The organism is Salinicola sp. NYA28a (assembly GCF_976982775.1).
In genome coordinates, this window is sequence record NZ_OZ334582.1 from 2567342 (window position 1) to 2581638 (window position 14297).

Genomic DNA, 14297 nt, shown 5'->3' on the forward strand with positions numbered 1-14297 from the left:
TGATACCAAATCGGCGGCAGCGGCTCAGCCGGCCGCTTCCCGGTCGAGCGCTTCGCGCATCTCGCCGAGAATCGATTTCAGCGCGGCGGGAATGGACGCCGGGTCATCGGCATGCTCGGCGATGCGTCCGACCAGGGCGCTGCCGACGATCACGCCATCGGCGACACGGCCGATGGCCGCTGCGGTGGCCCCGTCGCGAATGCCGAAGCCCACGCATAGCGGCAGATCGGTCACGCGGCGCAGCTTGCTCAGCTGCTCGCCGACGGCATCGGCATCCAGCGTGGCGGCACCGGTCACCCCCTTGAGAGAGACATAGTAGAGGTAGCCCTCGCCGTGCTCGCAGATCGCGCGAGCGCGCGCCTCGGAGGTCGTCGGCGCCAGCAGGAAGATCGACTGCAGGCCGTGCTCCGCGAACAGCGCGGCGTTATCGCCCGCCTCCTCCGGGGGCATATCGACCACCAGTACGCCATCCACCCCGGAAGCCTGGGCCTGGCGGGTGAAGACGTCGTATCCCATCCGCTCGATGGGATTGAGATACCCCATCAGGACCACGGGCGTTTCGCTGTCCCGCTGGCGGAATTCAGCGACCATCTCCAGCACGTGCTGCAGTCGCGTGCCGTGCACCAGTGCCCGCTCGCAGGCCTTCTGGATGACCGGACCATCGGCCATCGGGTCCGAGAACGGCACGCCCAGCTCGATCACGTCGGCGCCAGCTTCCACGCAGGCATGCATGAAATCGACCGTGTGCGCCGGGGCCGGGTCGCCAGCGGTGATATAGGGAATGAGCGCCGTACGGCCCTGAGCCTTCAGTGCGGCAAAGCGCTGGTCGATACGGTTCGATTCGGTTCGGTTCATGTCGGCCCCAGTCAAAATTCGATTCCGTCGAGTTTGGCGACGGTATGGATATCCTTGTCACCACGCCCGGACAGGTTGACGACGATATGCTGCTCCGGGGACATCTCCCCTGCCAGCTTCTTGGCGTGAGCCAGGGCATGCGACGACTCCAGCGCCGGCATGATGCCTTCAACGAGCGTCAGCTCACGGAAGGCCGCCAGCACCTCGTTGTCGTCCGCCGCCACGTAGCGCACGCGACCGACATCCTTCCACAGCGCGTGCTCGGGGCCGACGCCGGGATAGTCGAGACCGGCGGAGATCGACTGCGTGTCAGCGACCTGCCCGCCCTCGTCGGACATCAGGTAGGTCCGGTTGCCGTGGAGCACGCCGCGAGGCGCATTGGCGGTCAGCGGCGCGGCGTGGCGCCCGGTGGCGACGCCTTCACCACCGGCCTCGACGCCGTACATGGCGACATCGTCATCCTCGACGAACGGATAGAACAGGCCCATGGCGTTGGAACCACCGCCGACGCAGGCCACCAGCGCGTCGGGCAACCGACCGATCTGCTCGAGCGACTGACGACGCGCCTCGCGGCCGACGACTGCGCTGAAATCGCGCACCAGCATCGGATAGGGGTGCGGACCCGCCACCGTGCCGATGATGTAGAAGGTGTCGTCGACGTTGGTGACCCAGTCGCGCAGCGCCTCGTTCATGGCATCCTTGAGCGTGCGCGAGCCGGACTCCACCGGCACCACCTTGGCGCCCAGCAGATGCATGCGGTAGACGTTCAGCTTCTGGCGCTCGACGTCCTCGGCGCCCATGTAGATCTCGCACTTCAGCCCCAGGCGCGCGGCAACCGTCGCCGTGGCGACGCCGTGCTGACCGGCACCGGTCTCGGCGATCACGCGCGGCTTGCCGGCCTTCTTGGCCAGCAGCGCCTGACCGATGGTGTTGTTCACCTTGTGCGCGCCGGTGTGATTCAGATCCTCGCGCTTGAGCCAGATCTGCGCACCACCGATCTCGCGCGACCAGCGTTCGGCGTGGTAGAGCGGCGACGGCCGGCCGACGTAATGCTTCAGGTCATAGTCGAACTCCGCCTGGAATTCGGGATCGTTCTTGAGACTCGCATAGATGTTTTCGAGCTCTTCGAGAGCGAAACTCAAGGTCTCGGAAACGAAGCGGCCACCGTAAGGACCGAAGTGGCCGCGAGCATCCGGCAGTTGCGTCAAATCGTGGAATCGGCTCACGAAGGGACCCTCATGATGTGGCGGTGGATGAATGGGACGTGACTGGATCGGCACTGGACGGTGCCGACGCGAGCGAAACGTTCATCGCCTGTACGCGTTCGCAGAAGGCTCGGATGCGAGAGGCATCCTTGATTCCCTTTCGCGTGCCCGTCTCAGGCGACGACGCCACGGAAGACGTGTCGACAGGGTGCATCGCTTCAACGCCGCCGGAGACATCGACCGCATAGGGTCGTACCTGCGCCACGGCGTCGGCGACGTTGTCCGGCGTCAGGCCGCCGGCGAGAATGACGGGTTTCGCCAGATCCGCCGGGATACGCTGCCAGTCGAAGGTTTTCCCGGTGCCACCGGGCACGCCGGGGCGATAGGCATCGAGCAGCAGCGCGCCGGCACCGGCGTAGGTATCGACTGCTGCCTGCAGATCGATATCATCGTGCATGCGCAGCGCCTTGATCCAGGGCTTGCCGAAACGCGCGCAGAATTCGGGCGACTCGTCACCATGGAACTGTAGCAGGTCGAGATAAGGCAGACACATCTCGACATCGGCCACGCTCGGGCCGACGAACAGCCCCACACGTGTCACGAACGGCGACACCGAGGCGCTGAGCGACGCGAGCGTATCGAGATCGAGCGCGCGCGCGCTTCCCGGCCACATCACGAAGCCGAGTGCATCGGCCCCGCTGGCAACGGCCGCCGCGATGTCTTCACGACGGGTCAAACCGCAGATCTTGATCCTGACGGGATTCATGACGTGGTCTCCAAGCAGGCCTGGGGAGGCTGATCGACTACCCGGCCCTGATCATCGATCCATTTCGGCCACACGCGACGGCGGCGCATCAGCGGCGTATCCGGGATTTCGCCACGTTCACCGGTCCATTCACCGAGAAAGGATAGCAGGTGCGGGCCCACCGGTTCTTCCGGCAGCGCGAAGCGCTCATCGAAGCGCACATCGACGAAATGCAGGCCGCAGGCCGGCGCCGTCACGTTGCCCGACTTGCGATCCCTGAGCGACAACAGCCGCGCGGGGTACGCCTCGTCCTCATTCCCCCGGCCGACCGCCATCAGTACGCCAGCGATGTTGCGAATCATGTGATGAAGAAAGGCGTTGGCCTGAACATCGATCATCACGATCGGCCCGAAACGGCGGACGTCGATGAAATGCAGATGACGAATCGGCACCTTCGACTGACAGCCGGCGGCCCGGTAGCTGGAGAAATCATGCTCGCCGACCAATGCCTGGGCGGCGCGATGCATGCGCTCCGCATCCAGCGGCTCGCGACACCAGGTCACATTGTGACGCTCCATCACCGGGCGCGTCGGCTGGTTGAGGATGATATAGCGGTAACGTCTTGCCAGGGCCGAAAAGCGAGCGTGAAAATCGTCGGAAACCGGCGTCAGCCAGCGTACCGCGATATCGCGCGGCAACTGGGCATTGGCGCCGAACAGCCAGGCTTTCTGGGTACGCACCACCGGCGCATCGAAATGAACGATCTGGCGCGTGGCATGGACGCCGCTATCGGTGCGGCCGCTGCAGAGCACACGCACGGGCGTGGCGGCGATCTTGCTCAATGCCGCCTCGAGCGCGCCCTGCACCGAGTCGGCATGGCGCAACCGCTGCCAGCCACAGTAACGCGTACCGTCATACTCGACGCCGAGGGCCAAGCGACCGCTGAGCGGCTGGTTGTCGTCCTGCCGGGAGAAAAACGCCATCGAAACCTGTGCAGCCCAAAGTCGTTAGGGGCGCCCATTATCCCGATGCGACGGCTCGAATTCCACCTCCTCGACATCCCACCCCGCAGGAACTTCCCGAAGCGTGTCACGCGTCTCGCCGCTACGCGCCGGCGAAGCGACATCCGGCACCTCGGGACGATCGCTGCCCGTGTCCGCCCAAGACCCGCCGTCTGGTGCCATCTCGCTCGTTGATTCCAGCGAGAGGGCGGAAAAATCGATGTCCGGCATCGTCAGCGACGAGGTCTCGTTCCCGTCTTCCAGCGAAGAGGATGCCGAATCCGCCGGCGATGCGATCACGCTCCGCTCGGCGTCCAGTTCCAGCTTTGGGGCTTCGTAGTCGATATGGGTGAGGGCCGAAGATGTCGTCGAAGACTCGGCAGACGGTGTCAGATCGTCATCGAACAGCACCGACATGGAATTGGTCCGGGAAGCGGATTCAGCCGGGGACGAGGCTTCCGAACGCACGGCGGGCTCATCGGTCTCGTCACGCACCGCGTCGGTCTCGGGCCGAACCTCATCGGTATTGGTACGCACCTCATCGGCCTCGTCACGAACTGCGCCGGACTCGACCTGACTGGCCTGCGACTCGAACAACGCGTCGACATCCTCCACCGTATCCTGCGGGGCCGTCTCGCCCTCCTCTTCCGTTTCGCCGGTCGCCTCCTGCCAGCTCTCCTCGACGTAGCGGGCACGATAATCATCGACCAGAGCCTGCCCTTCCCGGCGCTGTTCGGGCGTGGCGTCGTCACCAAAGCCGGCGAGCGCCTGTTCCAGCGCGTCCATGTCACGTAACTCGCCCAACGCTCTCAACAGCCCCAGGCGAAATTGCGCATTCTCTTTTTGGGCCAGTTGCTGGCGCAGCCAGTCGCGCGCCTCGGCATGGCGTCCATAAGCCATGAAGATATCCGCCTGGCTGATCGAGACCGAGTCGACATCCACTTCCGGCAGCGGCCGGCGCGGCGCTATCGATGCCGCGGCCTGGCGACTGGCCGCCAGCGGGAACGGCTCGGCGGCCTCCGCCCTCTGCTCATCGACAGGTTCGACAACTTCGTGAACTTCACGACGGCGGCGTCGCTCCCAGATCCACAGCAACAGCAGGACGATCAGGACTCCGCCGCCGATCCAGTCGAGATGCCCCAGCAGCCGCTGCCATAGCGAAGGTGACGACGCGGGCGCCGGCCCGGTCGATGCCGTTACGGTCTTTTCGCTGGCAGCGGTCTCGGGCGGCTCCGCGCGGGAAGGCGCCGGGGCCGCGGCCTGCGCAGCCGCAATGGCGACAGCACTGACGACAGGCGTGCCGCTCTGCACGCTTTCCTGCCCAGAGGCGCCATCGGTTGCGTTTGCATTGTTTGCGTTTGTTGCCGTCGTGGATGGCTCAGAGACGGCCGCGAGCGCGCCCTGCAGCGCGTCACGCTCGGATTGCAACGCAGCAATCGTCGCGCGTTGGCGTTCGGTGATGGCAGTCAGGTCGGCTAACTGTTGTGTCAGTGCAGCGAGCCGATCGGGGTCGGACGCCTCCGAAGCCGCAGCGCGCGCCACGATATCGATCATCGGGCGCCCGTCATCCGTTTGACGGGCGAGCTCGCCGAGCCGGGATGCCGCCTCCCATGGCGAGATATCGGTCACGGCCGCGATTGCGGGCACTTCCAGGCTGACGCCAGCCCGCAGCCGATCGACGTCTCCCTCGATGAAGGCGCCGGGGTTGGAGCGATACAGGGCCAGCATCAGCGGCTGGCGGCCAACCCCGGTTCGAGGCAACAGTGAAGCCGCCAGGGTGGATAGTGAATCGCCGGGGCGAACGGTGACTTGTGTGGGCCATGCGGGCGGATCGCTCAATGCTGGTTCGACGGCGTCGGCAGGCCCGGCAGCAGAGCTTCGCATCGCCGTGGCCTGCGTTACCACGCCCCGCGCTACCGGATATCCCGACGCGGGATCGCGATCGCCATTCAGCAGTGGCTGCGAACTGGCGTAGTCGACGGGGTCGAACAGCAGCGATACATCGCGCCGCCACTGACCGCCTGGCCAGGTCACCACCAGCAGCAGATCGAGAAACGGCTCCCGCACGCGGCGCGAGCTATCGAGAATCAGTGCCAGATCGCCGTCACGGCGCACGACCTTGGCCGACAGCGCGTCCACCAAGGGGCTGCGGGACAATCCGGATTGCCGGTAAGCCGCGTCATCGGCAACGGCTACCGATATCTGCGAGGCCTCGAGGCCGCTTCCATCGGTCAGGGGCAGCACCACGTGCAGCGGCCGGTTGAGCGGTGATACCTGCTGTGGATCGCCGATGCCGAGGGCATGGACCGACGAGGCAAGCACCAGGCAGAGCCCGCCGGTGATCGTTGTAAGCCGTTGCCGCATGGTTTCCTCGCCGACGAATTGGGGTAAGCCTCGACTCACTCATCGGCAAGGACTGGATAAACTTGAATATGGCGCCACGGCCTGAATAGCAAAGAGCCCTGCCAGTGGACACAGGCAGGGCTCGGGCAACTCATGCCGGCGTGATGCTCAGGCTTGTTCGCGGAGGATCTTGAGCATGCGCTTCAGCGGCTCGGCGGCGCCCCACAGCAGCTGGTCGCCGACGCTGAACGCGGTGAGATATTCGCCGCCCATGGCCAGCTTGCGCAAGCGGCCCACCGGGATCGTCAGGGTGCCGCTGACGGCCGCCGGCGTCAGATGCTTCAACGTCTCGTCCTTGTCGTTGGGCACGACCTGGACCCAGTCGTTGTGCTTGGCCAGCCGATCCTCGATCTCGTCGAGCGGCACGTCCTGCTTGAGCTTGATGGTGAATGCCTGGCTGTGCGAACGCATCGCGCCGATCCGCACGCAGAGACCGTCGATGGGAACCGGGTTGTCGCCGGTCGCCAGAATCTTGTTGGTCTCGACGCCGCCTTTCCACTCTTCCTTGCTCTGGCCGTTGTCCATCGCCTTGTCGATCCACGGCAACAGGCTGCCGGCCAGCGGCGCGCCGAAGTTGTCGACCGGGAACTCGCCGCTGCGCATGCGAGCGGTAACGTCGCGATCGATGTCGAGAATGGCGCTGGACGGCGTGGCGAGATCAGTAGCGACGGCCGAGTGCAGCGAGCCCATCTGAGACAGCAGTTCGCGCATGTGCTTGGCGCCGGAACCGGAAGCGGCCTGATAGGTCATGGAGGTCATCCACTCGACCAGGTCGGCCTCGAACAGCCCGCCCAGGCCCATCAACATCAGGCTCACGGTGCAGTTGCCGCCGACGAAGGTCTTGGCGCCCTTGGCCAGCTGGGCATCGATCACGTGACGGTTGACCGGATCGAGCACGATGGTCGACTCGTCCGCCATGCGCAGGGTACTGGCCGCATCGATCCAGTAGCCCTTCCAGCCAGCCTGACGCAGCGGCTTATAGACTGCGCTGGTGTAGTCACCTCCCTGGCACGTCACGATCACGTCCATCGCCTTGAGCGATTCGATGTCGTTGGCATCCTTAAGCGCCGGCACTTCGACGCCGATACCCGGCCCGGCCTGACCGGCCTGGGAGGTGGAGAAGAAGACCGGCTCGAGCCCGGCGAAATCATTGTCGTCCAGCATCCGTTGCATCAGCACGGAACCGACCATACCGCGCCAGCCGACGAATCCGACTTTCAACATAATGGCGTACCCCGAATTTTTTAGAAAAAGCACCATTTGAATGGCTACGCGGATCAATCGCTTCGTTGCGCGGTGCTCGGAAACCTCACATATAGCCCATATGCTCGGGATCCTGCGCTCCGTGCGCCTCGCGCTTGACTCCGCTCGCCGATCCAACTGGCACTTTTAGTAACTATGGATGTGACACGACGACCCATTTTGGTCGTCGCATCATCAGCAAGTGAAGACGTGAATGATACCAGTTTAGCGCATTCGGCTCAGGACTCGGCAAAAGCCGCCAGCACCGCGTCGCCCATTTCGCTGGTGGAAACCTGGCGGGTGCCCGGATAGGCTATGTCCGCGGTGCGTAGGCCCTGATCCAGCACCTTGCCCACGGCGCGCTCGATACGATCGGCCAGCGCCGGCTCGCCCAGCGAGTAGCGCAGCATCATCGCCACCGACAGAATCGTCGCCAGCGGGTTGGCGAGGCCTTGGCCTGCGATATCCGGCGCGCTGCCGTGACACGGCTCGTACATGCCCTGCTGCTTCTCGTTGAGCGACGCGGACGGCAGCATGCCGATCGAACCGGTGAGCATGGCCGCCGCATCGGACAGAATGTCGCCGAACATGTTGCCGGTCACCACCACATCAAACTGCTTGGGCGCGCGCACCAGCTGCATCGCGGCGTTGTCGACGTACATGTGCGACAGCTCGACGTCCGGGTATTCCGGGGCCAGCCGATTCATCACTTCGCGCCACAGGATGGTGACTTCCAGCACGTTGGCCTTGTCCACCGAGCAGAGCTTCTTGCCCCGCTTCTGCGCCATCTCGAAGGCGACGCGACCGATGCGCTCGATCTCGGACTCGGAGTAGACGTAGGTATTGAACCCGACCCGCTCACCGTCGCGCTCCTCGATGCCGCGCGGCTGGCCGAAATAGATACCGCCGGTCAGCTCGCGCACGATCATGATATCGAGCCCGGAGACGACTTCCGGCTTCAGCGTCGACGCCTCGGCCAGCTGCGGATAGAGCAGCGCCGGGCGCAGGTTGCCGAACAGGTTGAGGTTCTTGCGCAGCCCCAGCAGCCCCTTTTCGGGACGCTTGCTCAGATCTTCCAGCGTATCCCACTTGGGGCCGCCCACGGCGCCGAGCAGGATCGCATCGGCGGCCTTGGCTTTTGCCAGCGTGGACTCGGGCAACGGATGCCCCTCGGCATCAAAACCGGCGCCGCCGACCAGCGCCTCTTCCAGCTCGGCGTCCAGCCCCGCCTCACGGCAGGCATTCAGGATCTTGACCGCCTCGGCGGTGATTTCCGGGCCGATGCCATCGCCGGGCAACACCAGAATCTTCTTGCTCATGCATTTTCCTCGAACGTGTTCCTTGACTTGTCACTTCGTGGCCCACAGCACCAGCATGTCCGTGGTGAAGGAGCCATCATCGCCGATCTCGAAGGCATCGCGGACTTCCTGACCCACCTGCTGCTGCAGATGACGGATCGCGTCGCGCATGACGTCGGGCGTACGCATTCGCGCAATCCAGGTATCGAAATCCAGCCGCAGTCGCTGGCGCGAACTGGCCGTCACCACGAGCCCGGCCTCGCCAACCATCTGCGCCCACTCACTCGGCGCGTAGTCGCGTACATGACTGGTATCCCGCAGCATCTCGACGGTCTGCAGAAAGCTGTCGAACAGCGGCTGCTCGGAAGCGGCGACGTCGATGAACGCCGCCAGCCCGCCGGGCTTGAGGACGCGCCTCGCCTCGCGCAGCGCCAGCCCCAGGTCGCTCCAGTGATGGGCGGAGAAACGGCTACAGACGACATCGAAACTATCGTCGGCGAACGGCAGCGACTCGGCGACGCCCTGCACCGTGCGGATATTGCCGAAGCCGCGCTCGCGGGTCGCCTCGCCGACCACCTCGAGCATTCGCGGCGAGAGATCATAAGCCACGACCTCCGCTGCCAGATCGGCGACCTGAAAGCTGACATGCCCCGCGCCGCAACCGAGATCCAGCACGCGGGGCGCGTCGAGCCTTGCGACACGCTCCCGCAACTGGGCGAACTCGGCGCCCTGGGCGTGCACCTGGCTCGACAGATAGGCGCCCGCCTGACCGCCGAACTGGCGTTCTACCACATCGCTGTGGCCGCCACGCCTGCCCGAATCACGCATCGCGGAACAGCCACGGATTCGCCGCACGATGACGGCTTTCATAGTCGCGGATGGCGCCGGACTGCTCGAGCGTCAGACCGATATCGTCGAGACCTTCCAGCAGGCAGTGCTTGCGGAACGCATCGACCTCGAACGGAATCGCCTCGCCGTTCGGCGTGATCACCTGCTGTCCTTCGAGATCGATATCGAGACGATAACCTTCGTTGGCTTCCGTTTCCTGGAACAGCCGGTCCACCGTCGCCTCGTCGAGCGTGATCAGCAAGATGCCGTTCTTGAACGAGTTGTTGTAGAAGATATCGGCGAAGCTCGGCGCGATCACCACGCGGAAGCCGAAATCGTCCAGCGCCCAAGGGGCATGCTCGCGCGAGCTGCCGCAGCCGAAATTGCGCCGTGCCAGCAGCACCTGCGCGTCGCGATAGCGTGACTGATTGAGCACGAAATCCGGATTGAGCGGACGATTGGAGGCGTCCTGGCCCGGATAACCTTCGTCGAGATAGCGCAACTCGTCGAACAGGTTGGGGCCGAAGCCGGTACGCTTGATCGACTTCAGAAATTGTTTGGGAATGATCAGGTCGGTATCGACATTGGCGCGATCCAGCGGCGCGACCAGACCCTGCAGGCGTTCGAACTTTTTCATCGTCTGGCCTCCTTAGGCACTCATCGCATCGGCGCGATCATAGTCATAGCTTCGGACATCCACGAAGTGACCTTCGATGGCGGCGGCCGCCGCCATTGCCGGGCTCACCAGGTGTGTACGCCCGCCATAACCCTGACGCCCCTCGAAGTTGCGATTGGAGGTCGATGCGCAACGCTCGCCGGCGCCCAGCTTGTCGGCGTTCATCGCCAGACACATCGAGCAGCCCGGCTCGCGCCACTCGAAGCCCGCTTCGATGAAGACCTTGTCGAGCCCTTCGGCTTCGGCCAACCGCTTCACCAGCCCGGAGCCCGGCACCACCATCGCCAGCTGGATGTTGTCGGCGACCTTGCGCCCCCGGGCGACCTTGGCGGCTTCGCGCAGATCCTCGATCCGCGAGTTGGTGCAGGAGCCGATGAACACCTTGTCGAGCCGGATATCGGTGATCTTCTGCCCGGCGCTGAGCCCCATGTACTCCAGCGCACGCGTCATGCCCTGAGTGACGGTCTCATCATCGGCACTGGCCGGATCGGGCACCGCGGCGGAAACGTTGGCGACCATTTCCGGGCTAGTGCCCCAGGTCACCTGTGGCTCGATCTCGGCGGCGTCGAGTTCGACGACCTTGTCGAAGTGCGCGCCGTCGTCGGAGACCAGATCACGCCAGGCTTCGACCGCCGCCGGCCACTGCTCGGCAGTCGGTGCATAGGGGCGACCCTTCAGGTAATCGATCGTGGTGTCATCCACCGCCACCAGCCCCACGCGGGCGCCAGCTTCGATCGCCATGTTGCAGATCGTCATGCGGCCTTCCATGGAAAGCTCGCGGATCGCGCTGCCGGCAAACTCGATGGCGTATCCGGTGCCGCCAGCGGTGCCGATACGGCCGATGATCGCCAGCACGATATCCTTGGCGGTGACGCCGAGGCCCAGCTTGCCCTCGACACGCACCTGCATGTTCTTCATCTTCTGGGCGATCAGGCACTGGGTGGCGAGCACGTGCTCGACCTCGGACGTGCCGATGCCGTGGGAAAGCGCAGCGAAGGCGCCGTGGGTCGCGGTGTGGGAATCGCCGCAGACCACGGTCATCCCCGGCAGCGTCGCACCCTGCTCCGGCCCGACCACGTGAACGATGCCCTGGCGCTCGTCGTTGATGCGGAACTCCTCGATGTCGAAGCTCTCGCAGTTGGCATCCAGGGTTTCCACCTGAATGCGCGAGACATCGTCGAGAATCCCGGCGTTACCGGCGCTGCGCTCCTTGAGCGTGGTCGGCACGTTGTGGTCCGGCGTCGCCAGGTTGGCATCGCGGCGCCACGGCTTGCGGCCGGCCAGACGCAGCCCTTCGAACGCCTGCGGCGAGGTGACTTCGTGCAGCAGATGACGATCGATGTAGATCAGCGCCGAACCGTCGTCGCGCTGAGTCACCAGGTGCTGCGCCCAGAGTTTGTCGTAGAGCGTCTGGCTTGCCATGTGTGTTATCTCCTCCGTCACGCTGTCTGAGGCAGCTTGGTGACGTAACGCTTGCGAATCGCGACGCCGTGACAGCGCCTCGCGAATGGTGTGCGACCAAGATACGGTGCCGTCATGCATAAAATCAATTCATCTTGATTATGCTTTGGATTCCATAATAGAATTCATTGATTCATAATTCATCAATGCCTCGGACGGAAAGCGAACGACGCCATGGACACCCAGAGCCTGCAAGCCTTCATCGCGGTCGCCGATACGACGTCGTTTTCGCTCGCCGGCGAGCAACTGCACCTCACCCAGCCGGCCATCAGCAAGCGCATCGCCACGCTGGAACATCAGACCGGCGCCAAGCTCTTCGACCGCATCAATCGCCGCGTCAGCCTGACCGAAGCAGGCCGGCTGCTGCTGCCCCGCGCCCGCCAGATCCTGCAGCTGGTAGAGGACAGCCGGCGCACACTGAGCAACCTGAGCGGCAGCGTCGAAGGCAGCCTGACGCTCGCCACTAGCCACCATGTCGGCCTGCACCGGCTTCCTCCGGTACTCAAGGCTTTCACCCAGCGTTACCCGGACGTCGACCTGGATCTGCGCTTCCTCGATTCCGAACAGGCCTACCACGGCGTCGTCGCCGGCGAGATCGAACTGGCTGTGGTGACGCTGTCACCACAGCCCAATCCGCAGGTGGAATCGGTACCGGTGTGGATCGATCGATTGCGCTTCGTCGCCGCGCCCGACCATCCTCTGGCGGCACGCGGCGAGCTGCCGCTGTCGACGCTGGTGGACTATCCGGCGGTGCTGCCGGGGCCGCTCACTTTCACTCGCGATATCGTGGTGGGATCGTTCAGTCGCGCGGGATTGACCATCGATGTGGCGCTTTCCACCAATTACCTGGAGACACTGAAGATGATGGCGGGTATCGGGCTGGGCTGGAGCGTGCTGCCGGAAAGCATGGTCGACGACGACATCGCGGTACTGCCTGTGGCGCACCCGCCCATCGAGCGCCGGCTGGGCTATCTGGTGCACAAACAGCGCACGCTCTCCAACGCCGGGCGCGCGATGATCGCGGAACTCGACGCGCTCAGGGCCGCCGAAGTCCCACGAAGCGACTACGCTTAGTCACGCCCGCCCAGGGCACGTTCAGTCGCGGACTCGGATCAAGGAGCAGTCACCCATGGAGCAGGAAGACCAGGGCAGGCCCCGGAAATCGGCACGACAGCAGGACACTCCCTCAAGCACCCTGCGTCTGGGCCTGGTCCCGGCGCCGGAACTGCCGGAGCGGACCGCCAATCTCATCGCCGACGAGCTTCCCGAACTGCTCGCACGCCATACCGACGATCGTCACCAGTGGCGGGTCGACTGCCTCACCGATCCGCTGATCGGCGCCGACGACTCGACCGCCGACGTCATCGAGCAGGGCGAAAACATCAAGCGAGCCAACGGCTGGGATTACGCGGTCTGCATCACCGACCTGCCGCTGCTGCGTGGCGATCGCATGGCGCTGGCGGAAGCCAGCGAAAACCTGGGCGTCGCGATCATCTCCCTGCCGGCATTGGGCATCTCGCCCCTGAGGCAGCGCCTGCGGGAGGCGATCCTGCACCTGGTCAACGAGATGCATCACGGCAGCGACCGCCACGACCGTGAACGCCAGCAGCAGCACATGGAGGACGGACGCGAGGCCCGCGAGCAGAGCGGTCTCCGTAACAGCAACGCCCGCGAGCTGATGGGTTCGCGGCTCTTCGAGCGCCTGGTGCCGATAAAACGTGTCACACCAGCCGATGACAGCGAGAAGAACGTCGACGTCCGTTTCGTCAGTGCCACCAAGTGGCCGGGCTACGCCAAGCTGCTGGGCGGCATGGTCAGAGCGAACCGCCCCTGGACGATCCTGCCCGCGTTCCGGCGGATCGTCGCGGTCGCCTTCGCCACCGGGGCTTACGGGCTGATCTTCCCGACGCTGTGGAAACTCAGCGCTGCCTATGAACTCTATCGCTTCGTCGCCCTGATGATCGCCGCGATCGTCGCCATGATCGTCTGGTTGATCCTCGATCACGGCTTATGGGAACCACAGCACTATACCCACAACGCCCGGTTGACCCGGTTCTACAATCTGACCACGGTCATGACGCTACTGGCGGGCGTGGCGTGCTATTACGTCATCCTCTTCGCGCTGTTTCTGGTGGCGGTCGTGTTGTTCGTTCCCGCCAGCCTGCTGGAGTCGACGGTCGGCCGATCGGTCGGCTGGCTCGCCTTTCCGGCGCTGGCCTGGCTGGCGACATCGGTGGCGACCGTGGCCGGCGCACTCGGGTCGAGCCTGGAGAGCGACGAGACGATCCGCGGCGCCACCTATGGCTACCGCCAGCAGTTGCGCCAGCGCAAGGTCAAGGAGCGCCAACAGCGAGACAGGCAGCAGGAGGATAGGGATTCATCGATGTGACGATTTTGTCGTACCAATAGCTCCGAGGAACCCTCTTGAAAAATTTTGAACACGGAGGAACTCGGCGAGCGATGGTCAGGCAAGGCGCAACGACCGTAGGGAGTAACGGCCGAAGGCTGGCCCGAAGGGTGAGCGTAGCGAATCAAAATCGACGAGGCAGCGTAGTTTACTGGTGTCAATGAGCATGCCGAGTC

The 14297-nt window shown here is 64.5% G+C and carries 12 protein-coding genes; 2 read left to right on the forward strand and 10 right to left on the reverse strand.

All coding sequences use genetic code 11. From position 1 onward, the window contains the following. Positions 1 to 24 precede the first annotated feature (24 nt). The 10 genes from trpA to leuC form a co-directional block, all read right to left on the reverse strand. Positions 25 to 855, reverse strand: a complete 831-nt coding sequence (gene trpA / locus ACWHY3_RS11525) for a tryptophan synthase subunit alpha (protein WP_448126604.1) — start codon at positions 853 to 855, stop codon at positions 25 to 27. Positions 856 to 866: 11 nt separating this feature from the next. After that, positions 867 to 2081 carry a tryptophan synthase subunit beta gene (trpB, locus tag ACWHY3_RS11530; RefSeq protein ID WP_087718973.1) on the reverse strand — a complete coding sequence of 405 codons (1215 nt, stop codon included), beginning with the start codon at positions 2079 to 2081 and terminating at the stop codon, positions 867 to 869. Positions 2082 to 2091: 10 nt separating this feature from the next. Then, a complete protein-coding gene (locus ACWHY3_RS11535) occupies positions 2092 to 2826 on the reverse strand; it encodes a phosphoribosylanthranilate isomerase (RefSeq protein ID WP_087718972.1) in 735 nt (244 codons plus the stop codon). Then, positions 2823 to 3788, reverse strand: coding sequence for a tRNA pseudouridine(38-40) synthase TruA (gene truA / locus ACWHY3_RS11540; protein WP_448126605.1), 966 nt, complete (start codon positions 3786 to 3788; stop codon positions 2823 to 2825). The genes ACWHY3_RS11535 and truA overlap by 4 nt, the downstream gene beginning before the upstream one ends. 24 nt (positions 3789 to 3812) lie before the next feature. Beyond that, complete coding sequence (locus ACWHY3_RS11545) at positions 3813 to 6170, reverse strand: type IV pilus assembly protein FimV (RefSeq protein ID WP_448126606.1); 2358 nt, start codon at positions 6168 to 6170, stop codon at positions 3813 to 3815. A gap of 147 nt (positions 6171 to 6317) precedes the next feature. Continuing rightward, positions 6318 to 7433: an aspartate-semialdehyde dehydrogenase gene (gene asd, locus ACWHY3_RS11550; RefSeq protein ID WP_448126607.1), complete on the reverse strand. Its 1116-nt coding sequence runs from the start codon at positions 7431 to 7433 to the stop codon at positions 6318 to 6320. Positions 7434 to 7690: 257 nt separating this feature from the next. Further along, a complete protein-coding gene (leuB, locus tag ACWHY3_RS11555; protein ID WP_303855461.1) occupies positions 7691 to 8770 on the reverse strand; it encodes a 3-isopropylmalate dehydrogenase in 1080 nt (359 codons plus the stop codon). Between the two features lie 30 nt (positions 8771 to 8800). Then, positions 8801 to 9577 carry a class I SAM-dependent methyltransferase gene (locus ACWHY3_RS11560; protein ID WP_448126608.1) on the reverse strand — a complete coding sequence of 259 codons (777 nt, stop codon included), beginning with the start codon at positions 9575 to 9577 and terminating at the stop codon, positions 8801 to 8803. Continuing rightward, complete coding sequence (gene leuD / locus ACWHY3_RS11565; protein WP_448126609.1) at positions 9570 to 10214, reverse strand: 3-isopropylmalate dehydratase small subunit; 645 nt, start codon at positions 10212 to 10214, stop codon at positions 9570 to 9572. The genes ACWHY3_RS11560 and leuD overlap by 8 nt, the downstream gene beginning before the upstream one ends. 12 nt (positions 10215 to 10226) lie before the next feature. Continuing rightward, positions 10227 to 11675, reverse strand: a complete 1449-nt coding sequence (leuC, locus tag ACWHY3_RS11570; RefSeq protein WP_303855454.1) for a 3-isopropylmalate dehydratase large subunit — start codon at positions 11673 to 11675, stop codon at positions 10227 to 10229. A 213-nt stretch (positions 11676 to 11888) separates the two neighbouring features. On the opposite strand from leuC, the gene ACWHY3_RS11575 reads away from it, so the two are divergent. Both ACWHY3_RS11575 and ACWHY3_RS11580 read left to right on the forward strand, forming a co-directional pair. Beyond that, the gene (locus ACWHY3_RS11575) at positions 11889 to 12788 is read left to right on the forward strand and encodes a LysR family transcriptional regulator (protein ID WP_448126610.1); all 900 of its coding nucleotides are present in this window, start codon (positions 11889 to 11891) and stop codon (positions 12786 to 12788) included. 55 nt (positions 12789 to 12843) lie between these two features. Next, positions 12844 to 14103, forward strand: coding sequence for a hypothetical protein (locus tag ACWHY3_RS11580; protein ID WP_448126611.1), 1260 nt, complete (start codon positions 12844 to 12846; stop codon positions 14101 to 14103). Positions 14104 to 14297 lie beyond the last annotated feature (194 nt).